This is a genomic window from Marinobacter sp. 1_MG-2023 (genome assembly GCF_030549045.1).
Taxonomy (GTDB): Bacteria; Pseudomonadota; Gammaproteobacteria; order Pseudomonadales; family Oleiphilaceae; genus Marinobacter.
The window spans coordinates 24,705-47,472 of the sequence record NZ_JAUOST010000010.1 but is presented as its reverse complement, the minus strand read 5'-3'; the positions used below and the strand labels follow the sequence as shown (position 1 = coordinate 47,472).

The 22,768-nt window shown below is 54.0% G+C and carries 19 protein-coding genes; 4 read left to right on the top strand and 15 right to left on the bottom strand.

All coding sequences use genetic code 11. From position 1 onward, the window contains the following. Window positions 1-5: 5 nt before the first annotated feature. The 11 genes from lapB to purU all read right to left on the bottom strand — a co-directional run bounded on the left by lapB (window position 6) and on the right by purU (window position 13,747). Window positions 6-1,175 (bottom strand): lipopolysaccharide assembly protein LapB, encoded by a 1,170-nt coding sequence (gene lapB, locus Q4606_RS17505; protein ID WP_303608274.1) that lies wholly within the window; start codon window positions 1,173-1,175, stop codon window positions 6-8. Then, complete coding sequence (locus tag Q4606_RS17500) at window positions 1,175-1,477, bottom strand: LapA family protein (RefSeq protein ID WP_303595565.1); 303 nt, start codon at window positions 1,475-1,477, stop codon at window positions 1,175-1,177. The genes lapB and Q4606_RS17500 overlap by 1 nt, the downstream gene beginning before the upstream one ends. Window positions 1,478-1,546: 69 nt before the next feature. After that, window positions 1,547-1,843 carry an integration host factor subunit beta gene (locus Q4606_RS17495; protein ID WP_071268191.1) on the bottom strand — a complete coding sequence of 99 codons (297 nt, stop codon included), beginning with the start codon at window positions 1,841-1,843 and terminating at the stop codon, window positions 1,547-1,549. Window positions 1,844-1,977: 134 nt separating this feature from the next. Continuing rightward, a complete protein-coding gene (gene rpsA / locus Q4606_RS17490) occupies window positions 1,978-3,672 on the bottom strand; it encodes a 30S ribosomal protein S1 (RefSeq protein WP_303595563.1) in 1,695 nt (564 codons plus the stop codon). A gap of 130 nt (window positions 3,673-3,802) precedes the next feature. Next, complete coding sequence (cmk, locus tag Q4606_RS17485; RefSeq protein ID WP_303595561.1) at window positions 3,803-4,483, bottom strand: (d)CMP kinase; 681 nt, start codon at window positions 4,481-4,483, stop codon at window positions 3,803-3,805. Continuing rightward, on the bottom strand, window positions 4,483-6,741 hold the full coding sequence (locus tag Q4606_RS17480) for a bifunctional prephenate dehydrogenase/3-phosphoshikimate 1-carboxyvinyltransferase (RefSeq protein WP_303608273.1): 2,259 nt from the start codon (window positions 6,739-6,741) through the stop codon (window positions 4,483-4,485). Before Q4606_RS17480 ends, cmk begins: the two co-directional genes overlap by 1 nt. A 1-nt stretch (window position 6,742) precedes the next feature. After that, the gene (gene hisC, locus Q4606_RS17475) at window positions 6,743-7,867 is read right to left on the bottom strand and encodes a histidinol-phosphate transaminase (protein WP_303595557.1); all 1,125 of its coding nucleotides are present in this window, start codon (window positions 7,865-7,867) and stop codon (window positions 6,743-6,745) included. A gap of 23 nt (window positions 7,868-7,890) precedes the next feature. After that, window positions 7,891-8,988, bottom strand: coding sequence for a prephenate dehydratase (gene pheA / locus Q4606_RS17470; protein ID WP_303595555.1), 1,098 nt, complete (start codon window positions 8,986-8,988; stop codon window positions 7,891-7,893). Window positions 8,989-8,990: 2 nt separating this feature from the next. Continuing rightward, entirely contained in the window at window positions 8,991-10,073 is a 1,083-nt protein-coding gene (gene serC / locus Q4606_RS17465) for a 3-phosphoserine/phosphohydroxythreonine transaminase (protein WP_303608272.1), read from the bottom strand. 50 nt (window positions 10,074-10,123) lie between these two features. Continuing rightward, window positions 10,124-12,766: a DNA gyrase subunit A gene (gene gyrA, locus Q4606_RS17460; RefSeq protein ID WP_303595552.1), complete on the bottom strand. Its 2,643-nt coding sequence runs from the start codon at window positions 12,764-12,766 to the stop codon at window positions 10,124-10,126. Between the two features lie 126 nt (window positions 12,767-12,892). Further along, on the bottom strand, window positions 12,893-13,747 hold the full coding sequence (gene purU, locus Q4606_RS17455) for a formyltetrahydrofolate deformylase (protein ID WP_303595551.1): 855 nt from the start codon (window positions 13,745-13,747) through the stop codon (window positions 12,893-12,895). Between the two features lie 156 nt (window positions 13,748-13,903). Here purU and ggt point away from each other — a divergent pair, with 156 nt between their 5' ends. Beyond that, entirely contained in the window at window positions 13,904-15,682 is a 1,779-nt protein-coding gene (gene ggt, locus Q4606_RS17450) for a gamma-glutamyltransferase (RefSeq protein ID WP_303608271.1), read from the top strand. Between the two features lie 73 nt (window positions 15,683-15,755). Further along, the gene (ftsH, locus tag Q4606_RS17445) at window positions 15,756-17,663 is read left to right on the top strand and encodes an ATP-dependent zinc metalloprotease FtsH (protein WP_303608270.1); all 1,908 of its coding nucleotides are present in this window, start codon (window positions 15,756-15,758) and stop codon (window positions 17,661-17,663) included. 50 nt (window positions 17,664-17,713) lie between these two features. On the opposite strand, the gene Q4606_RS17440 is transcribed toward ftsH, so the two are convergent. Further along, window positions 17,714-18,439, bottom strand: a complete 726-nt coding sequence (locus tag Q4606_RS17440) for a ZIP family metal transporter (RefSeq protein WP_303608269.1) — start codon at window positions 18,437-18,439, stop codon at window positions 17,714-17,716. Window positions 18,440-18,469: 30 nt separating this feature from the next. Next, entirely contained in the window at window positions 18,470-19,351 is an 882-nt protein-coding gene (gene yghU, locus Q4606_RS17435; protein WP_303608268.1) for a glutathione-dependent disulfide-bond oxidoreductase, read from the bottom strand. A gap of 135 nt (window positions 19,352-19,486) precedes the next feature. Between yghU and Q4606_RS17430 the strand changes: the two genes are divergently transcribed. Continuing rightward, window positions 19,487-19,657 carry a DUF2897 family protein gene (locus Q4606_RS17430; RefSeq protein WP_303608267.1) on the top strand — a complete coding sequence of 57 codons (171 nt, stop codon included), beginning with the start codon at window positions 19,487-19,489 and terminating at the stop codon, window positions 19,655-19,657. Here Q4606_RS17430 and Q4606_RS17425 read toward each other — a convergent pair. Continuing rightward, window positions 19,654-21,567, bottom strand: a complete 1,914-nt coding sequence (locus Q4606_RS17425) for a WD40 repeat domain-containing protein (protein ID WP_303608266.1) — start codon at window positions 21,565-21,567, stop codon at window positions 19,654-19,656. The genes Q4606_RS17430 and Q4606_RS17425 overlap by 4 nt on opposite strands. A gap of 26 nt (window positions 21,568-21,593) precedes the next feature. Then, complete coding sequence (locus Q4606_RS17420; protein ID WP_303608265.1) at window positions 21,594-21,932, bottom strand: 4a-hydroxytetrahydrobiopterin dehydratase; 339 nt, start codon at window positions 21,930-21,932, stop codon at window positions 21,594-21,596. A 146-nt stretch (window positions 21,933-22,078) separates the two neighbouring features. On the opposite strand from Q4606_RS17420, the gene imuA reads away from it, so the two are divergent. Further along, window positions 22,079-22,768, top strand: a complete 690-nt coding sequence (imuA, locus tag Q4606_RS17415; protein WP_303595541.1) for a translesion DNA synthesis-associated protein ImuA — start codon at window positions 22,079-22,081, stop codon at window positions 22,766-22,768.

Sequence of the window (22,768 nt, the reverse complement as noted above, 5' to 3'; positions counted from 1 at the left end):
AAATATTATTCGGCTTCAACGCCCTGAATCGGGCGAACAGTTTCCCACTGCTTACAGCTTGGGCATAGCCAGTGCAGCTGTTGACCTGAAAAGCCACAGCTAACGCAACGATAGACCGGTCGATTGGCTAGAATCAGAAGCCCTATACGGCTCACCAACCGACCTTCGTCAGTGGTCATGCCCTTCTCATAACCTGCCATTTCTACCAAGCGCAAAAGCGCTCGCACGCTCGGGCGTATCTCCAGCTCCTTACGCAACAAATCCAGCGCCGCCGGGCGCCCGGCTCCCCGCTCAACAGACTCAACCAGAGCGAGCAACAAACTTGTACTCGGGTAAACCTCATAAAGTTTGCGCAATTTTTTTACCAACCGGCCAATATCCCCGTGCTCATGCTCAAGCTTCATTAGGCGGTCGACGGCTTCAGGCCCGAAATCCGGGTTTTGGTCAAAGACCTTCAGGCTCTGATTTCCTGCTTCCCGATAACTGCCCTGCCGGACAAGTATTTTCATCAGGATCAAGGTCGCGCGAACGCAGGAGCGGTCATAATCCAGCGCTTCTTTGGCAAGCCGCTGGGCAGCCCAACGATCATCTCGTCCAAGAGCCTGTTCTGCCATCTCACAGGTAAGGTACGCCAGATCCTTGAACATAGCCGGATCTGCATCGTTTTTGGTAAGGGTGCGAGCGATGTCTGATGCTTTTCCCCACTCCCTTTCTTGTTGATAGAGCTCAATGAGTTGCTGAGCGGCCTTGCGCCCATACTCTCGATCTCCCATCAACTCTTGCAGTAAAGCCTCAGCGCGATCTAGCAAGCCCGCATTAAGAAAGTCCATGGCAAGCTCAAGCGTGACCTGAGGTGAAAATCGCGGGGGCAGTTCGGGCCGTGCGAGGAGGTTCTGGTGAACCAGAATGGCGCGATCGGTTTCGCCTTTATTGCGGAAGTGCCTGCCAATGGAGAGGTGAAGACTAACCGTCTCTTTGTTGACAGCCAGAGACTGTACAAAATTATCGACAGCCTGATCTGAATAGTTCGTAAACAGGAACTGAAGCCGATCCTTTACGGAATCTTCGTCTGAAATCTTGGTTCGGTTTCGTTTATTATCGCTACCCAGACGCCCAACAAACCAGCCGAGGGCAACTGCAATGGTCAACAGCAGCCACTGAAACACTATATCCATTAAATAGCCCGGTCGTTCTGAACCCTGGATTTCTCCAGTGCCTGTTCCGTTCGATCAAGTTTCTTCTGCAGGGTACGACGGGATACCGACGTGCGAAAGGTGGCAAGCAAGGTCATCAAAACGCCAACCAGCGCGCCGATTACAAAAGACATTATGATCCAGACGGCGACACCGTGGGGCTGGGTTTCAAACACCAGAAAGTTTAGAGCGACGGCCATCTGATTGTTCAGAGAAAACACGAGCGCCAGCAAAACCAGGACCAGTACCAACAGAATCAATAGAATTTTCTGCAATCCTGCCATAGCCTTAGCTCTCCCTAACGCTTATAAAGTGCCCGAGTTGTGGGTATTCCGTTCCAGGAACAAAAACTTCTAAAATCCCTGCTTCAAACTGTCATTCACTTGTTCACGCAGCTCTTTGCCTGGCTTGAAATGCGGAACATGCTTTGCGGGTAATTGTACCGCTTCGCCTGTTTTCGGATTCCGGCCAGTGCGGGCAGCCCGATGGTGAAGGGAAAAACTGCCAAATCCCCTGATTTCAATTCGCTGCCCGTTAGCAAGCGACTGGGACATATGCTCAATAATCGTTTTTACCGCCAGCTCAACGTCTTTAACCGAAAGCTGCGTTTGTTTTGAGGCAATTAATTCGACCAGTTCAGACTTCGTCATGAGGCACTTCCCTCTATTCTTTTTTTATTCGGCCGTTGGTTGCCGAATTCCTACTCCTGTAGTTTAGCCAAATCATAAAAAAACACAAAAAAAACGGGCTCTTAGAGCCCGTTTTTTTTCATACCAACCGGAACTTAGTCCTTATTGGCGTTTTGCTGCTGCATTTGCTCCTTGATGAGATCACCAATGGTGGTCGCACCGGAGGTAGTTTCTGCAGCTTTGCTACGTACAGTATCAATAGCCTGCTTATCGTCTTCTACGTCCTTGGACTTGACGGACAGGTTGATAATGCGGTTTTTGCGATCGATGCTGATGATCTTCGCTTCAACTTCTTCGCCTTCTTTCAGTGCGTTACGCGCGTCTTCGACACGGTCACGGCTGATTTCAGAGGCTTTCAGAACCGCTTCAACTTCGTCGTTCAGAGCAATAGTAGCTGCCTTGGCGTCAATGGCAGAAACAACACCCTTAACGATGGAGCCTTTGTCATTCAGCTGAACAAACTCAGCGAACGGATCGCTTTCAAGCTGCTTGATACCCAGGGAGATGCGCTCACGCTCGGGATCTACAGACAGGATAACGGTATCAACATCGTCACCCTTCTTGTATTCACGAACAGCTTCTTCGCCTGTTTCGTTCCAGCTGATATCAGACAAGTGAACCAGACCATCAATGCCACCGTCCAGACCGATGAAGATACCGAAGTCAGTGATTGACTTGATCTTACCGGAGATGCGATCGCCCTTGTTGAAGTTGCCGGAGAAATCTTCCCATGGGTTGGATACGCACTGCTTGATACCCAGGGAGATACGACGACGCTCTTCATCGATGTCCAGAATCATCACGCCCACTTCGTCGCCAACATTAACGACTTTGGATGGGTGAATGTTCTTGTTGGTCCAATCCATTTCAGATACGTGAACCAGACCTTCAACGCCTTCTTCCAGCTCAGCAAAGCAGCCGTAATCGGTCAGGTTGGTTACACGTGCAGTAACCTTGGTACCTTCCGGATAGCGACCTTTGATATCAACCCAGGGATCTTCACCCAGTTGCTTCAGACCCAGAGATACACGGTTACGCTCACGATCGAACTTCAGAACCTTAACGTTGATCTCGTCACCAACGTTTACGATTTCGCTCGGGTGCTTGATGCGCTTCCAGGCCATATCGGTAATGTGCAACAGGCCGTCAACACCGCCCAGATCTACGAACGCGCCGTAGTCGGTCAAGTTCTTGACGATACCCTGAATTGACAGACCTTCGGTCAGGGTTTCCAGCAGAGCTTCACGCTCGGCGCTGTTTTCAGCTTCCAGAACGGCGCGGCGAGAAACAACCACGTTGTTACGCTTCTGGTCCAGCTTGATAACCTTGAATTCGAGTTCCTTGTTCTCCAGGTGCGCAGTATCGCGAACCGGACGAACGTCTACCAGGGAACCCGGCAGGAACGCACGAATACCAGCCAGATCAACGGTGAAACCACCCTTAACCTTGCCGTTAATAATACCTTTGACCACTTCTTCAGCTTCGAAGGACTTCTCGAGTACCTTCCAGGATTCAGCGCGCTTGGCCTTTTCACGGGACAGGCGGGTCTCACCGAAACCATCTTCTACTGCATCCAGTGCTACGTCGACAACGTCGCCAATAGCTACTTCCAACTCGCCTTTTTCGTTCAGGAACTGGGAGGCGGGGATAACGCCTTCGGACTTCAGTCCGGCGTTAACTGTGACCCAGTCGCTATCAACATCAACTACGGTTCCCTGGACGATGGAACCTGGTTTCATGTCAATTTCTTTTAGGCTTTCTTCAAAAAGATCCGCAAAGCTCTCGCTCATTATGAGTCCTATAGGTTCAATGCAAGTATGCTCCGTGCCGCCAGCAACACGGTCTGTTAATAAGTTCCGGAATCAGCCAGTGACTGGCAGATTACGCTGCTTCCGGTATTTCAACGACAAAAAGGTGCAGTCAAGTCTGGCCCGCTGCTGCCATACACCTGCCCAACACCTCTTGTATACTCAACCCCGTAGAATCAATGACTTGCGCATCGTCTGCAGGCTTGAGAGGGGCTGCGGAACGGTTCATATCCCGTTCATCACGAACCCGTATCTCCTCTAAAAGGGCGTCAATACTAACATCGACGCCGGCAGCCTTCAACTGGCCGAAACGCCGGCGCGCTCGTTCTTCGGCGCTCGCTGTCAGAAAAATCTTGACCGGCGCGTCCGGGAAAACCACTGTGCCCATATCGCGACCGTCTGCAACCAACCCGGGCTCTTGCCGGAAATCCCGTTGACGCTGCAAAAGCGCATCGCGAACCGGCTGCATAACGGCAATGCGCGACGCGTTGTTACCGCAGATTTCCGTACGGATGTCAGAGGTTACATCCTCGCCCGCTAAAATCACCTTTACGGGCTCACCTTCCTGAGTCGGCTGAAAGGCAACATCCAAAGATGCAGCAACCTGCACTAACGACGCTTCGTCATCCAGCGATACATGCTGGCGCGTTGCTGCGAGAGCCGTCAGCCGGTAAAGAGCACCACTGTCGAGAAGGTGCCAGCCAAGTTTTCGCGCCAGCATCTGGGTAACGGTACCTTTGCCAGAGCCACCCGGGCCGTCAACGGCGATAACCGGTGCATTGCCTTCCGACATTAACCTGCTCCCTGTTCGGCGTTCGCTTCGGAACCCTCGGATGAAATATGGATACCGGTTTCTCTGGCCAGCTCTACAAAACCGGGGAAAGATGTTGCTACGTTGGCACAGTTATTTATCTCGATCTCGCCAGTTGCCCGCAGCGAAGCTACAGCGAAAGACATAGCAATACGGTGATCGCCATGGCTTTGAATGGAACCGCCTTTGATGGTCTGGCCACCCTCGATAACGATGCCATCCGGTGTAACCAGTGTTTCAACACCCAGAGCAGCAAGACCATCGGCCATTACCTGAATGCGGTCGCTCTCTTTTACCCGCAACTCCTCAGCACCGGTCAGTACCGTGCGGCCGGTAGCGCAGGTGGCAGCAATAAACAGCGCCGGGAATTCGTCGATAGCCAGAGGTACCTGATCTTCCGGAATATCAATACCTTTAAGCTCAGCAGAACGGACACGCAGATCCGCAACCGGCTCACCACCAATTTCCCGCTCAGCCACGATCTCAATATTGGCGCCCATCTGCCGCAGGATGTTGATCACGCCGACACGTGTGGGGTTCATGCCAACATGGCGCAGGATCAAATCGGAATCTGGCGCAATGCTCGCTGCCACCAGAAAGAAGGCAGCCGATGAAATATCCGCTGGCACATCGATAACATTGGCTGTCAGCTTACCACTGCCAGTAACACTGGCCGTTGGCCCATCGCGCTCCACCTGATAACCAAAGCCAGTCAACATGCGCTCGGTGTGATCCCGTGTCGGTGCGGGCTCAGTTACGGAGGTTGTGCCATCAGCATAAAGGCCGGCAAGCAAGAGGCAGGATTTCACCTGGGCACTGGCAACCGGCATATCGTAGTGAATACCTGTCAGTTTCTTGTCTCGGCTGCCATGAATTTTCAGTGGCGGACGACCGCCCTCTGCGGTGTCGATAACGGCACCCATGGATCTCAGTGGGTCCGCAACCCTGTTCATGGGTCGAACGGAGAGGCTTGCGTCGCCGGTGAGCTCGGATTCAAAGGGTTGAGCAGCCAGGAGACCGGTGAACAACCGCATGCCCGTTCCGGAATTGCCTAGATATATAGGGCCGCGCGGAGCCTGCAGGCCGTGCATTCCAACGCCGTGAATGCGCACAAAACCGTTGTCCGGCCCCTCAATCGTAACGCCCATATCACGAAAGGCCTGTAGCGTTGCGAGGCTGTCTTCACCTTCAAGAAAGCCCTTCACCTCGGTGATGCCTTCAGCCAGAGCGCCGAGCATAATAGAGCGATGAGAAATGGATTTATCACCAGGCACCCGGATATCCCCGGTTACGGAGCCACCTGGCTGAAGACGGAACCTTACCTGCTTTTCACTGTTATTTGTCACGTAAGCCTGCCCTGAAAGCATTTTTGAAAAGTGTTCACGCGCCGCTTTGGCACGGCTGAATACTCGCAATAGCGTAGCGCCATCCTGATCTGCAATCGCAGTGCGGAGTTGATCCAAGTCTTTAGTGAAATGATCGATCACCCGAAGAACGGCGTCGCGATTGGAAAGAAAAATATCGTGCCACATAACCGGATCGCTCGCGGCAATCCGCGTAAAATCACGGAATCCGCCTGCAGCATACCGGAAAATATCCATGTTCTCGTCTTCCCCTGCCAGCGTATCAACCAGCGAGAAAGCTATGAGATGGGGCAGATGACTTGTCGCTGCCAGCACTTCATCGTGGTACGCCACTGACATGGTAAGCACAGTCGCCCCACACGCCTCCCATAAAGCCCTGAGCTGGTCCAGATGAACACTGCTCACGTTATCTGATGGGGTCAGTATGACTTTATGGTTGGCGAACAACTCCCAATTGGCCGCACGAATGCCACTTCTTTCCGATCCGGCAATCGGGTGCCCGGGAATCACACGAGGCAAAAACTCCCCGAATACAGCTTCTACATCCTTTACAAAACTGGTCTTGGTACTTCCGACGTCGGTGAGAATTGCATCCGCTGATAGGTACGGCCGCACTTCCTCAAGTACCTTGCGAGTCGCCTGCACTGGCACAGCCAGCACGACAAGGTCTGCACCCTGCACCGCTTCTGCGGTCGTTCCGGCAACCGTATCAATAACGCCCAGAGACTGGCCCAGCACAAGGTCTTCTTTACGCTGATCAGCTGCGACAACTTCCCGGGCAAGTCCGTTTTTACGAATAGCGCTGGCCAGCGAACCGCCTATCAGGCCGAGCCCGATAATGGCGACACGATGAAAAAGCGGCTCGCCGGAAGACACCTCAGGCGCCCTGCCCTGACGCTGCCAACGCCTTAGCGAGCGCGTCGATAAACTGTTCGTTCTCCTCAGGCAACCCCACTGAAACGCGGAGGTGTTCTGGCATTCCGTAACCCGCGATGGGGCGCACAATAACCCCGTGGGCCAGCAATGCCTGGTAGACACCCATAGCTTGCGGCCCCACTTCAACCGCCACAAAGTTACCGGATGAAGGAATATACCGGAGGCCCATCTGATCAAAGGCCGCTTCCAGCTGCTTCAACCCGGCAGTATTGGTCTCGCGGGAGCGTTTCAGATAATCCTCGTCATCCAACACTGCGGTGGCGGCTGCGAGTGCAACAGTGCTTACGTTAAAAGGTTGCCGGACGCGGTTGAGTATGTCGGCAATTGCCGGTGAACTGATGCTGTAGCCAACACGCAGTGCAGCAAGGCCCCAGGCTTTGGAAAAGGTACGACACACAATCAGGTTCGGGAAACGGGTCAGCAGCGCAACACCGTCCGGATCCTTTTCACCGGTCATATACTCGCAGTAGGCTTCATCCAGAACCACCAAAACGTCTTCAGGGATCTTGCCGAGAAACGCTTCAATGGCGTCTGAATTGTGCACAGTTCCGGTAGGGTTGTTCGGGTTGGCCACAAAGATCAACCGGGTGCGTTCGGTAACCGCTGCCGCCATGGCATCCAGATCGTGGCCCCAGTCTTTCGCCGGCACAGCAACGGCTTTGGCGCCAATTGCCTGAGTCACAATCGGGTAAACGGCAAACGCATACTGGGAAAACACTACTTCGGAATCAGTGCCTGCAAAGCAACGTGCAATTACCTCGAGCACATCGTTTGATCCGTTTCCAAGTGTAATCTGGTCAGCGCCCACGCTGAGTCGCGCGGACAGCTTCTGCTTCAGATCAAACCCGTTACCATCGGGATACAAACAAAGTTCCGCCAAGGCTTTTTCGGCCGCAGCAACAGCTTTTTTACTGGGGCCCAGAGGATTCTCATTACTGGCCAGTTTGATGATCTCAGCCGGATCCAGGCCCAGCTCTCGAGCAAGCTCGCTGATCGGCTTACCCGGCTGATAGGGAGATAATGCCTGAACACCTTTTACCGCCAGGCTTTGATAATCAATGGCCATACACCTTCCTTAACTGGATGATACTAGAGAACACCGATGGGATAGGAGCCCAGACGTTTGAGCTCAACGGCTTCTGCCTCTACCTCGGCGAGCACTTTACGCGCCAGCTCATCATCCATATGCCCTTCAAAATCGATATAGAACACATAGGCCCAGGTGCCACTGGGCGAGGGGCGCGTCTCAAGCCGGGTAAGACTGATTCCATGACGATGAAACGGCTCCAGCAACTGGTATAGCGCGCCAGGCTTGTTTCTCATGGAAACCAGAATCGACGATTTGTCTTGCCCGCTTGACTGAACCTCTTCCCGACCAACAATCAGGAATCGGGTGGTGTTGTCCGGCCGGTCTTCAATGCTGCCCGCCAGTTTCTCGAGACCATAGAGCTCTGCTGCCATATCACCGGCAATTGCTGCTGCGCCCGGCTCGTTGGCTGCCCTGCGCGCTGCTTCGGCATTACTGGACACAGTAACCCGCTCAATACCGTAGCGATGGGTATCCAGCCACTGGCGACACTGGGCAAAAGACTGCTGGTGCGAGTAAATGCGGGTTATTTCCAGATCCCGGTAGTCCGGTGAAACCAGCAGATGGTGATGAATTCTCAGCTGAACTTCTCCGCAGATTTTCAGCGGGGACAACATGAACATATCAAGTGTGTGGTTGACCATGCCTTCAGTAGAGTTTTCAACCGGCACCACGCCATAGTGTGCAGTGCCGGACTCTACCTCACGGAAAACCGCATCGATCGCTGGCAGGGGTAAACTGACAACGGAGTGCCCGAAGTGCTTGAGGGCTGCCGCCTGGGTAAAGGTGCCGATCGGCCCCAGAAAAGCGATGTGCATGGGCTTTTCCAACGCCAGACACGCCGACATGATCTCGCGAAACAGGCGGGCCATTTCTTCACCCGGCAAGGGGCCGGGGTTCGCCTCTTTAATACGGCGCAGAACCTGCGCTTCCCGCTCGGGGCGATAGAAAAACACATCCTCCCCAGGGTTTGCGGCCATTTTTACATGAGCAACTTCCTGGGCGCATTTAGCACGGGCACTGATCAGTTCCATGATCCTCTGATCAAGACTGTCTATTTCTTCCCGCAGTTCTCCGAGGCGAACCTGCTCATCACTCATGATCAGCCCCGCTCCTTCGCAAACTCAGTCATGTATTGAATCAGAGCATCCACGCCCGCCTCGGGCATCGCATTGTAGATACTGGCACGCATGCCGCCGACCGAGCGGTGACCTGCCAGGTTCAGCAAACCACGGTCCTCCGCACCCTGAAGGAAGACACCATTCAGAGCATCGTCTTGCAGCGTGAAGGGCACGTTCATCCAGGAACGAAAACGCGGCTCTATCGGGTTAGCGTAAAACTCATTGGTATCAATAAAACCGTACAGTTTTTCCGCTTTTCTCTGATTAATCTCGCCCATGGCTTTAACGCCGCCCTGAGCCTTCAGCCATTTGAATACCAGGCCCGCGAGATACCAGGAGTATGTCGCGGGCGTGTTGTACATAGACCCGTTATCGGCAATAACCTGGTAGTTCATCATAGTCGGCGTTTCCTTCCGGGCTTTCCCCAGAAGGTCCTTGCGAATAATGACCACAACCAGCCCGGAAGGGCCTATATTTTTCTGGGCACCGGCGTAGATCAGCCCGAACTTTGAAACATCCACCGGGCGCGAAAGCATGGTAGAAGACATATCTGCCACCAGCGGGACATCCGCGCTATCAGGAATAAAATCAAACTCCAGGCCGCCTATCGTTTCATTCGGCGTGTAATGCAGATAAGCCGCATCGGCACTGGTCCGCCAGGAGGCCTGATCCGGAATACTGGAGAAGCCACCGGCTTCAGCGCTGGCAACGACATTCACGTCGCTATAGCGCGCGGCTTCGGCAATGGCCTTTTTGGACCAGATGCCGGTGTTCACGTAATCCGCAGACGTTTTGTCGCCAAGCAGGTTCAGAGGAATCGTAGAGAACTGACTGGAAGCTCCACCCTGCATGAAGAGAACAGCGTAATCATCTGATACTCCAGCTAATTCCCGCAAATCCTGCTCGGCAGTTTCGGCGATTTCCACGAACGCGTCACCACGATGACTCATTTCCATCACGGACATGCCAGTGCCGCGCCAGTCCAGCATTTCATCCCGCGCCTGCACCAGCACGCTTTCCGGCAAGGTTGCCGGACCTGCACAAAAATTATACGCCCTGCTCATGTTCCTGTGGTCTCTCACGTCATGCGGATTCGATGTTCGGCAGCTCTGGCTTATTCCTCGCCAGCGCCCGATTCCGAACTGTTGTCTACGCCTTCATCTGTGGAAGCTTCTTCGCCGTCGATATCTGCGCCATCAACCTCAGACTCTTCAATGTCTTCATCGTCGGTTTCAGCAATCCGCTCCACGCCCACCAGGCGCTCATCTTCCTGGCTCAGTCTGATCAGGCGCACACCCTGAGTGTTCCGGCTGAGGACAGACACTTCATCCGTGCGGGTACGAACCAGCGTACCTTTGTCGGAAATCAGCATCATCTCGTCGCCGTCGAACAACTGCAGCGCAGTTACCAGGTTACCGTTACGGTCGGAGCACTGCATGGCAATAACGCCCTGGCTGCCACGACTATAGGTCGGGAACTCATCAATCGCGGTGCGTTTGCCGTAACCATGCTCACTGGCCGTCAGAATCACCCCGCCTTCCTGAGGAATGATCAGGGAAACCACATGGTGGCCTTCCGGCATTCTGATACCACGCACACCACGGGCCGTCCGGCTCAACGGCCGAACCGACTCCTCGTTGAATCGAACCGCCTTGCCCGCTGTGGAGAACAGCATGATTTCGGCGTCGCCTTCGGTTATTGCAGCGCCAATCAAGGTATCACCTTCGTCCAGAGACAAGGCAATCAGGCCACTGCTACGCGGGCGTGAGAAGTTCGGTAGAGGCGTTTTCTTGACGACACCTGCAGACGTCGCCATGAGAACAAACTGGTTTTCCGGGTAATCCCGCACTGGCAGGAAGGTAGTGATACGCTCACCTTCCTCAAGGGGCAGAATATTAACCATCGGCCGGCCACGGGATGCGCGACTGGCACGGGGAATCTCGAATACACGCAGCCAATAGACCTTGCCACGGTTGGAGAAGCACAAGATGGTGTCATGGGAGTTGGCGACCAACAGCTTCTCAACGAAATCTTCGTCTTTCATGGAAGTCGCGGCTTTACCACGCCCACCACGGCGCTGGGCCTGATAATCCTCAACCGCCTGAGTCTTGGCATAACCACCATGGGAGATGGTTACAACCAGGTCTTCTTCATCAATCAGGTCAGCAATCGTCAGATCACGCTGGGAGCTGGTTATTTCCGTGCGTCGCTCGTCGCCGAACTCCTGTACCACAGCTTCCAGTTCTTCACGGATAACCTGCATCAAACGATCCGGGTCGCCCAGAATTTCCAGCAGGCCGGCGATCTTCTCGAGAATTTCCTTGTATTCGTTCTGGAGCTTTTCCGTTTCCAGACCGGTCAGACGGTGCAGACGCATGTCCAGGATAGCCTGGGTCTGTTCCGGCGACATGAAGTACAGGCCATCCCGCAAGCCATAGATTTCCGGCAGGTCGTCCGGACGGCAGGCATCTTCGCCGGCACGCTCAAGCATCGCCATCACGTCACCGGGCGCCCAGCCCTTGGCCATCAGCTTCTCTTTGGCTTCCACAGAGCTCGGCGAGGCCTTGATCAACTCGATCATTTCATCAATATTGGCCAGTGCAACGGTCAGACCTTCAAGGATATGGCCCCGTTCACGGGCTTTGCGAAGCTCAAAGATGGTACGACGGGTCACCACTTCACGGCGGTGACGCACGAACGCGTCCAGCATTTCCTTGAGGTTCAGAATTCTTGGCTCACCGTCGATGAGCGCAACCATGTTGATACCGAACACAGTCTGCAACTGGGTGTGTTTGAACAGGTTGTTGATAACAACTTCCGGGTTCTCACCGCGACGTAATTCTATAAAGACGCGGATGCCTTCCTTGTTAGACTCGTCCCGAAGCTCGGTGATGCCTTCCAGGCGCTTTTCTTTCACCAGCTCGGCGATCTTTTCGATCAGACGGGCCTTGTTAAGCTGATACGGCAGCTCAGTGATAATGATGGCATCACGATTGGTTTTCTTGTCATGCTCGATTTCATGCCGGGCACGAACATAAATACGGCCACGGCCGGTGCGGTAAGCTTCAACGATGCCGGCACGGCCATTGATAATACCTGCAGTCGGAAAATCCGGTCCTGGGATGAACTCCATCAGCTCATCGCAGGTAAGATCAGGGTTATCTATCAGCGCCAGACAACCGTTCACTACTTCGGTCAGGTTATGGGGCGGGATATTAGTCGCCATGCCTACAGCGATACCAGAAGAGCCATTCACCAGCAGGTTAGGAACCCGCGTAGGCATAACTTCAGGAATTCGCTCTGTACCATCATAGTTGTCGACAAAATCTACGGTTTCTTTGTCGAGATCTGCCAACAAGGAGTGTGCAATCTTCTCCATGCGGATTTCGGTGTAACGCATGGCTGCCGCGTTATCACCGTCGATAGAACCGAAGTTGCCCTGACCGTTTACCAGCGGGTAACGCAGGGAGAACGGCTGAGCCATACGAACGATGGTGTCGTAAACAGCAGAGTCACCGTGCGGGTGGTATTTACCAATGACATCACCCACCACACGGGCAGACTTCTTGTAGGCCTTGTTCCAGTCGTTGTTCAGTTCGGACATTGCGAACAGAACACGACGGTGAACCGGCTTGAGGCCATCCCGCACGTCTGGAAGCGCTCGCCCGACGATAACGCTCATGGCGTAATCCAGGTAAGACTGCTTCAGTTCATCTTCAATATTGACCGGCAGGATCTCTTTGGCTAATTCACCCATCGAGAAAGGTTCCTTTGCGTTATCTGGAAGTCGTTGCAGGGCCGTTTCCAGGCCCCGTCGTTATTCTTCAACAAGCCGCCAATTCTACCACAGTCGCACCCTTTCAGGGGCATCTGTGGGGCAGCCTTAATCAAATACCACAGTCTTGTTTTCGTAGGTGATCACGCGATCCTCAATATGAGAGCGCAATCCCCTGGCGAGAACGTTTTTCTCCACATCTTTACCGAGGCGCACCATGTCCTCAATGGAATCACTGTGGGTAATACGGATGACGTCCTGCTCGATAATCGGCCCCTCATCAAGATCCTGGGTCACGTAATGGCAGGTAGCACCGATCAGCTTTACACCGCGGCTGTAAGCCTGGTGATATGGCCGCGCCCCGGCGAAGGACGGCAGAAAGCTATGGTGAATGTTAATCACCTTTCCGGCGTGTTTCGCACAAAGATCAGCCGGAAGAATCTGCATATACCTTGCGAGCACCACCACATCAACGTCATAGCCCTGAAAAAGCTCGTCGATATGGGCAAATGCCTCATCACGGTTTTCCTTGCTCACCGGAATATGGTGGTATGGAATCTCATGCCACTCCACCATACGGCGCAAATCATCATGATTGGAGATCACCGCAACAATTTCAGCGTTGATTTCATTACTGTGCCAGCGATACAGGAGGTCGGCCACGCAGTGGGACTCCTTGCTGCACATCAGAATCACTTTTTTGGGCTGGGCCGAATCGGCGATATGCCAATGCATATCAAACTCACGGGCAATCGGCTCAAACGAGGCGCGGAACTGATCAAGGCCAAACGGAATAGACTCGGCCTTGATCTCGTGGCGCATGAAGAACCGGCCGGTGTGGGTATCCGAATGGTGACTGGCTTCAGTGATCCAGCCATTATAAGTCGACAAAAAATTACTCACCTTGGCGACAATTCCAACCCTGTCCGGGCAGGAAATCACAAGACGGTAGGTATGCTCCATGAAAGCCTTTCCTTAACTGAAAAACGGGAAAGCAGATGCGCCGGGAACCATTGCCGGAAACGGCAGCCGGAACAGACACCAGGGTTAGCGGTACGCACCAGATAAAATGACGGGCTATCATAGCCTATCTGGACATCAGAAACGAGGAGTGAAGACATGGACAGAGGCCTGCACCAACAAACTATGGAAACCCGACTCCCCGGGCGCTCAGGCAGCCTACAGACACTTACCCGGATGGCCTGCCTTGCCCTATGCCTTGCAACCCTAACGACGCCGGTTTTCAGCCAGGCGATTCTTGAGGGTGAGCGGTTTCATCCCGCCAGTGCCCACAATGGCATGGTTGCAACCAGCCACACCCTGGCGACAGAAGTGGCATTAAAAGTACTGAAAGATGGCGGCAACGCCGTGGATGCGGCAGTAACTGCCGGATTCGCCCTGGCCGTTACCCAACCAAGGTCCGGAAACATCGGTGGCGGTGGTTTTATGCTGATATCGAAAGGCGACGGCTCCGCACCCGAGGCCATCGATTACCGGGAGAAAGCGCCGTCTGCCGCCACCGAGACCATGTATCAGGATGAGTCTGGCAACGTAATCCAGAACCGCAGCCGCTTTACGCACCTTGCCGCAGGCGTTCCCGGCACAGTTGCCGGCCTGGCCATGGCTTTGGAGCGTCATGGCACCCTGTCCCTGAAGCAGGCACTGGCACCCGCTATCGAACTCGCCCGGGAAGGGTTCATTGTTCCGCAACGATTCAGTGAAGGCCTTGAGCAGGCACGTGAGCGGCTTCAACGCTGGCCTGCAACCCAGGCAACCTTTTACAAAAAGGACGGTTCTGCCTGGAAAGCCGGTGAGCGCTTCCGCCAGCCGGAACTGGCAACCACCCTGCAACGCATTGCAGATGAAGGTGTAAAAGGTTTTTATCAGGGTGAATCAGCTCAATTGATTGTTGAAGAAATGGAGAGACATGGAGGCCTTATCACCCGGCAGGACCTCATAGACTACCAGCCGATTGTTCGCGCTCCGGTGCATGGAAACTACCGGGGCTACGACATCTACTCCATGTCACCACCCTCCTCTGGCGGTGCGCACATCGTACAGATACTGAACATTCTCGAGGGCTTTCCGATTCGGGAGCTGGGCCACAACTCGGCGGATACGATTCACTACATGGCTGAAGCCATGAAACTGGCCTACGCCGACCGCTCAGAATACCTGGGCGACACAGATTATGTAGATGTGCCCCTAAAAGGACTAACCAGCAAATCCTACGCTGAACAGCTGCGGCAAGGCATCAAACAGGACAAGGCTCGCCCGGCAAGCGATATCCGCCCCGGCCAACCCCCGGGCTACGAAAGCCCGGAAACCACACATTTCTCGGTTGTTGACAAGTGGGGTAACGCAGTATCAAACACTTACACCATAAACTTCAGTTACGGCTCAGGGATTACCGTGGAGGGCGCCGGCTTTCTACTCAACAACGAAATGGATGACTTTAGTGCCAAGCCAGGCGTGCCCAATGCCTATGGCCTGATTGGCGGCGAGGCAAACAAGGTAGAACCCGGAAAACGCATGCTCAGCTCCATGTCACCGACCATTGTTCGCAAAGACAACCGTAATTTCCTGGTGACCGGCAGCCCGGGCGGCTCACGCATTATTACAACGACTCTGCAGGTAATCATGAACGTGATAGACCACGACATGAACATACAGACCGCTGTTAATGCGCCCCGAATCCATCACCAATGGCTCCCGGATCAGATTCGCATCGAACAGGGTGTCAGCACGGACACTGTGCGTTTACTGGAAGGCCGCGGCCACAAGGTGGTAACCAATTCGGCTATGGGGGCTATTCAGAGTATTATGATAGGTGAAGATGGCACTCTGTACGGTGGTGCAGACCCGAGACGCAGCACCTCTTCGGCCATGGGCTACTGACACCAGAGTCGCGTGCTGATAAGACGGTAGATACGGTAGATACGGTAGATATAGAGGGTAACCGAAGATAAAAATGATCAATCCCAACAGCCCCGAAAAGCAGACGCCCCCGGCAAAGCAACAGCCGGAGATACCGAAGCAGTATTCCTTTCTGTGGCTCAGCGCCGCCATCTTTCTGGCGTTCATGTGGCTACAGGACAGTGGCGCACCCAAGCTTCAGGAACTGGCGTACTCGGAATTCAAGACCGCCGTTACAAATAATCAAATCTCCGAGGTAACTCTCAGAGAAGACAACATAACCGGCCTGTTCAGTGACCAGGGACGAGCTTCTTTCACTACTGATGATGCGGCAAACAGCTCTAGCCCCGGATTCAGCACTACCCGCCCCCCCATGGATGATCCCGAACTGCTCACGCTGCTGGAAAGCAATGATGTCACCATCCGGGCCAAATCCCCGGAACTCCTGTGGTGGCAGGAGCTGATTCGCGGCATCCTGCCCTGGATATTACTGCTGGCCCTGATGTACTGGTTCTGGGGCTCCGCGCAGAAGCGTATGACCCAGGGCGGTGGCATGTTTGATTATGGTCGTTCCAAAGCCCGGCGGGCAGTGAAAGAAACCTCCACCACAACCCTGAATGATGTAGCTGGCATTGAGTCAGCAAAGCGTGAAATTGCGGAAATTATCGATTTCCTCAAATCCCCGGATAAATACCGGGCACTGGGTGCATCCATGCCCAAAGGCGTTCTTCTCGTCGGCCCACCAGGTACAGGCAAAACCCTTCTTGCCCGTGCCATTGCGGGGGAAGCGGAAGTACCTTTTTTCAGCATCAGCGCTTCAGAATTCATTGAAATGTTTGTGGGGGTGGGTGCCTCAAGGGTTCGGGATATGTTTGCGAATGCCCGCAAGGAAGCACCCGCGCTGGTTTTCATTGATGAACTGGATGCGATCGGCCGCTCCAGAGGTGCCGGCGTCGGTGGCGGACACGATGAGCGAGAGCAGACACTGAACCAGATTCTTACGGAAATGGATGGCTTTGAGTCCCACGAGAACATTCTTGTGCTGGCCGCCACCAACCGCCCGGATGTTCTGGACAGCGCCCTGCTCCGCCCTGGTCGGTTTGACCGGAAGATCACTCTGGATCTTCCCCACAAAGATGCTCGGGACGCCATTCTCGCCGTGCACGTTCGTAAAGTACCCCTGGCTGCAGACGTAGATTTGAAGCAACTGGCGGCCCGCACTATTGGTTTTTCCGGTGCCGACCTGAAAAATCTGGTCAACGAAGCAGCTCTGACAGCAGCCCGTGAAAACCTGAGCGAGGTGACGGCTCACTGCTTTGAGCTCGCCCGTGATCGCATTGTACTGGGTGAAAAACGTGACGCCCGGCTATCACAGGAAGAGCGGGAAGTTGTGGCCTACCACGAAAGCGGACACGCCATCATGGCTTATTACATGCCCAAAGCCGACCCCCTGACCCGGGTCACGATTATTCCTCACGGCATGGCTATGGGCGTCACGGAGCAGACGCCGAAGGAGGACCGTTACAATTACTCTGAAAGCTATCTCAGAGACCGCATCAAGGTAATGCTCGGCGGTCGATCAGCAGAAAAGATCATCTATGGCGAAGTAACCACCGGCGCCCAGAGCGATCTCAAGGAAGCCACCAAACTGATCCGCAAGATGATTGGCCAATGGGGCATGAACGAAAAAATAGGCCCCATGGGCCTGAGTATTGGCGAGGAACACGTTTTCCTGGGGCGCGAGATGGGCTCGCAAAGGGAATACAGTGAGAAGATGGCAGAGCTGATTGATGCTGAAATCCAGTCAGAACTTCTGGCTCTGGAAAAAGCCACCCTTGAATTCCTGACAGATCACAGGGATCAGCTTGAAGCTCTGGCCAAAGCCGCACTCAAGAAAGAAAACCTCGGAGCGGAAGAGATCGAAAAAATCCTCAACAAAGAGGCGACCCGAAAAATCGCCTGAACACACTTGCCCTTGGTATGCCCCTCAAAACGATTCCCAAGGGCTTTATCTCAGACTTGCGTAACCAGCATATCGCTGAACAGCGCCAGGCAAAAACCGATCACCGCACCAAGAGGTGGCCCCCAGTGCTTTTCCAACCGCGACTGGGGCGCAATATCCTGAAAAATCAGATACAGAATACCGCCAGATGCCACCAGCATGATGGTTCCGAGAATTACTGGCTGGTCGGACAGAAAAAAATACCCAAGAAGCCCTGCAATCGGCCCCGCTGCAGCAAGGCCTGTCATTACAGTCAGGGTCTTTTTCGGTGTATAACCTGGCTTGTCACAGAACTCACGATAGGCATTGAACCCCTCAGGCAGGTTTTGCAGGGCAATCAGCACAGCCATCAAGGGTGCCAGGCTCGGGTTAACGATAATAAGCCCACCCAGCGCGGCCGCCTCCGGCACGAAATCCAGCATCACGCCCATCAACTGTGGTGATTCCCTGTTATAAACTCCGAGCATTCGTTCAATCCAGAAAAACAGCAGACCGCCGGAAATAATAGCGGGTATGGCCCAAAACGAGTTGCCAATGCTCGACTGCCCTTCCGGTATCAGCACAATACTCACAGCGCCAAGCAGAATGCCACCACCCAAGGCGATCAGAAAGTGCCGGAACTCCTGTTCCAGCCAGTTGGGGCCGATGCGTTCAATTCTTGCCAGTAATCCGCCAAGGGGGATGCAAATACCGGCAAGTGCAGTCAAACCAACGATATAGACGATTTCAGAACTCATCGAAAAGCCCGGGCTGAAAAAGTTGATACATCAGGATTCGCCAGAAGCCCCTGCAAGTTTGTCCTGGGTTTTGTGCTCAAAATCGCTCGCGTCGTGGCGCTCATATAGCTGACTTTCAGGTTCCCCCCAGGCCCGATTCACCATTCGCCCACGTTGAATGGCGGGGCGCTGTTTAAGCTCCAGGGCCCAGCGCAGCACATGGGTATAGGTGTGCGCGTCAAGAAACTCGGCCGCATCGTAAACCTTGTTTGTTACCAGCGCGCCATACCAGGGCCAGATGGCCATGTCCGCGATGGTATATTCATCGCCCGCAACATACCGGTTATTGGCCAACTGACGGTCCAGCACATCCAGCTGTCGCTTGACCTCCATGGTGTAGCGGTTAATGGGGTACTCGTACTTCTCGGGTGCATAGGCATAGAAGTGTCCAAAACCACCGCCGACAAACGCCGCACTGCCCATCTGCCAGAACAGCCAGTTAAGCGTCTCGGTGCGTTTGGCTATATCCGAAGGCAGGAAATGGTCAAATTTTTCAGCCAGATAAAGCAGAATGGAGCCCGACTCAAATACCCGTACAGCAGGCTCCTGAGAGCAATCCAGTAACGCCGGGATCTTCGAATTCGGGTTAACGTCCACAAACCCGCTACTGAACTGTTCCCCCTCGTTAATGCGAACCAGCCAGGCGTCGTATTCAGCTTCATTGATACCCAGTTCCAGCAACTCTTCCAGCATAATCGTGACCTTCACACCGTTTGGTGTTGCCAGTGAGTAAAGCTGGAATGGATGCTTACCTACAGGCAAGTCTTGGTCATGAGTCGGACCTGCAACAGGGCGGTTGATATTCGAAAAAGCGCCGCCGCTTGCAGATTCCCACTTCCAGACCTTGGGTGGCGTGTAGCTGGAATCGCTCATATCTATGGATACTCCTTGTATGCTTATTATCAAGCCTGCATGCCGGCCATTCAGAATATTCAAGCAACTGGGTTGTGCATGCGAAACCCCGTGCTTCACTATAGGTTAAGCTATTCCAACAAAGGAACCGTACGTATGCCAATGATCGGTTGGATTTTTATACTCGTTGCCGTAGCCCTGGTTCTGGGCAGCCTTTTTATGCTCAGGGATTCCGCCAGCAAAATGTACATCCCGGAAGACAAACTGGAGAAGATTCGCAAGCGCAAGGCAGAGCTCGAAGCGCAGGAAAAAGCGGACGATGATTAGGGTTCTGCCAGATTCCAGACAAGCACATGCTCATCACCAACGCCAATAAGGCTATCACTGGCCAGGGAGAAGGTCATATCCTCAAGGCTAACGCGGGGCATGTGAAGACGAAAAGGGTTAGTACCAGCACGAACATCCCACAGCACAAGTTTGCCGCTATAGCCATAAAGCGCAAGCCAACGACCATCAGGGGATGCCGCGATAAGCCGGACACCACTGGCATCAGGCAAAACAGCGGAGTAAAGCAGGCTGCCCTTATCGGTATCCATGAGGTGTACACCAACCATCGGATCGGACTCCGGTCTCTCGATATCAAAGACCGTTGCCAACCACTCGCCCTTGGCCGAAACCAGCCCTCCGGAGCCTGTTTTGAAAGCACGAGGGTCCAGCTCTGGCCAGGAAGGAAGACCTTCGGGCATCGCAATGCGGGGTGGTACAGCAAACGAACGCAACACCTGGCCAGTATCCGGATCCAGCTCGGCAACGCCCTGGTCATCCTCTACCCATGGATTGGAACCGCCCTTTAACAACCTCTGATGGTTGACAAACCAGTCACTGCGCGGAACAGGCTGAGGCGATGACATTGTCAAGCCATCAAGTCGCCGAAAATCCCCCACCTTAAAAGAAGCCAATACAGGCCCACGTCCATCGACCCACCACTGTATCGTATCCAGTCTTGGCTGCTCACCCTCTGGAAAATCAAGGCTAACGACACCCTCCCCCTGGCGATAATGAAACAGGGTTAACTGCTCTCCAAAGGGATAACCGGTAAACCAGAGTTGTTCTCCGTCCAGGCTTGCATAAAGTTCATTAACACCGGCCTCTCCCTCCCACAGCACTTCAATGGCTGTCGCCTCCGGGGTCAGTCTCAGGAGTGCACTGATCCATAGCTCTTCCCCATCACGCTCAGCGCTTGCTTCTGCAACCAGAATCAAAGCGCCATCCGGTTGTTGCTGAACTGCACGAAGCATTAATGCCTGGCTATTACCAAGTCGATGGGCCAAGGGCTCGATCAGCTGCCCATTTGTAGAAGGAAAGCGCCAATCTACCGCAGGCAAGGTATCGGGTATCGGCACCGGCGAAATCCAAACACCCGGTGATTCTTCCAGGCGGATTGCACTATCGGGCAGTGCCTTGGTGATTGCATCCAATGTCGCCTGAAAAGTCTCCGCAGGTACCAGGTTCTGCGTAGTAAATTGGGGAGTATCGGCTAAAGCCAGAAAGCGTTTTCGATTCTCTAACGCGTGCTTGCGCTGGATCGTCACGGCAGTAACGGGTAGCCCCATCACAGGTTCAAGGTCCAGGATATCGTAGTCGTCGGTGCGGTAATTCTTGCCGTAGGGCTGTTCGCGGTAGTGACGAACTCGCTGAACGGGTTCGCGAAACTCTGGCACTTTTCGCATCGTTTCGGAGTATGCCTGAATGCTCGCACCGAGAAGCTGCAAACGGCGATCGCGTTCGTTGTCCGTCAGTGCGCCGTCCTCCACCGCTTGCTCAAGCTCCGGGCCGTAGACCTTGTTCACCATGGCCGCACGCAAACCCGGCTGGGCTGCAAGCATCAGCTGCACCCAGTCTTCCGGCAGATCGGCCCGTTGCAGCGCGGCTTCCTCAACCGGATACCCCAACTGCTCCCATACTTTCACAACAACAGGGCTTACAACTGAAAATGGCGCATCAACAAGAATGACTACAGCTTCTGAGGCTCTTTCCCGGCCTTCACCCATGATCAGAACCGGAGTGCGCAGTTTGCGCGGAGTATTTGGACTGAGCGCGCCCGAATCAGCCTCCAAACGCCAATCATCCTGAGAGCTGGAGGGAAATTCCATTTGAGCCTGAGCCGTACTGGTGAGCAATAGTGTTATCCATATCCACAACATTCGGGTTTTCATACCCGGCATTCTACCGCTCATCCAATATTCCTTTTAATGTCAATTATTCAGCGGTAAGCCAAATCCGTTCTTGCCGCCATAATGAAGTCGTTTTTGTGCAGTCCACCGATTGCATGGGTCCACCAGCTTACGGTCACCTTCCCATATTCCACAAGGATAGCCGGGTGATGGTCTTCGGCTTCAGCCAGCTCACCTACCTTGTTGGCAAAAGCCAGAGCCTGAGCAAAGTTCCTGAATTTAAATACCCTGCGCAATTGTTCTTCGCCATCCACATCAAGGATATCCCAGTCCTCGACATCTTTGTGCAGCACGCGTTTCTCTTCATCGGTTGCCCTTGGGGCGCCCGCACTACAAGCTTCACAGTGCTGTTCAGTCAGTCCACTCATGTATAACCTCCAAGCCTGATATTCCGGACTGTCCATACTTTCCCTGCTACAAGCGTGGGTTCCGTTACTCATTTTATCAACCCACTTCTTGAAATCAGCCCGCCTACAGAATACTGTATATTTAAACAGTATTCCGAGATTTCACCATGAGCGAACTTATTAACACGCTGATTCAGGATGCCCGTGTATGGCAGGGGCAACGGCACATCAAAAGCACTCAACCGGCAGAGCCAACCGGCTATCAGGCTCTGGACAACCAGCTTGGTGGCATAGGCTGGCCCAGGGGTGCGTTGAGTGAATGCCTGCTGGACGCCCCCGGTATTGGCGAGCTGACTCTGTTAATGCCGTTAATGCAGCGGCTGTCGCAGGCCGGTAAAACCGTGTTCTGGCTGAATCCTCCACATACGCCTTATGCTCCGGCGCTGGCTCGGGGGGATATCGACCTGAACCAGGTGATCATGGTCCATACCGAAGATAAAGGCGATTTTCTGTGGACGCTGGAAAACTGCCTGCGCTCTCCGGTTACCGGCCTTGTGATGGCCTGGCCGGGCAAGCTCGCGGCCCGCGAAATCCGGCGTTTACAGCTGGCAGCCGAAGCCGGCAGTAATGTTTGCGTGCTTTTTCGCGAACGTCGCTACGCTGAACAGAACTCCCCGGCTGCCTTGCGCCTTGAACTGGAGCCCGGCGAGCAACAGAGCCTTAACATAAATGTGCTGAAGCGCCGCGGCAGCTGGCCGGGCCAACACTGCTCGCTAGCTATAACTCACCGGGCGAACCTGCTCCACCATGAAGCGCCCCGTGTGGTTCAGGGTCCCTGGCCCACATTAGCCCGGTAA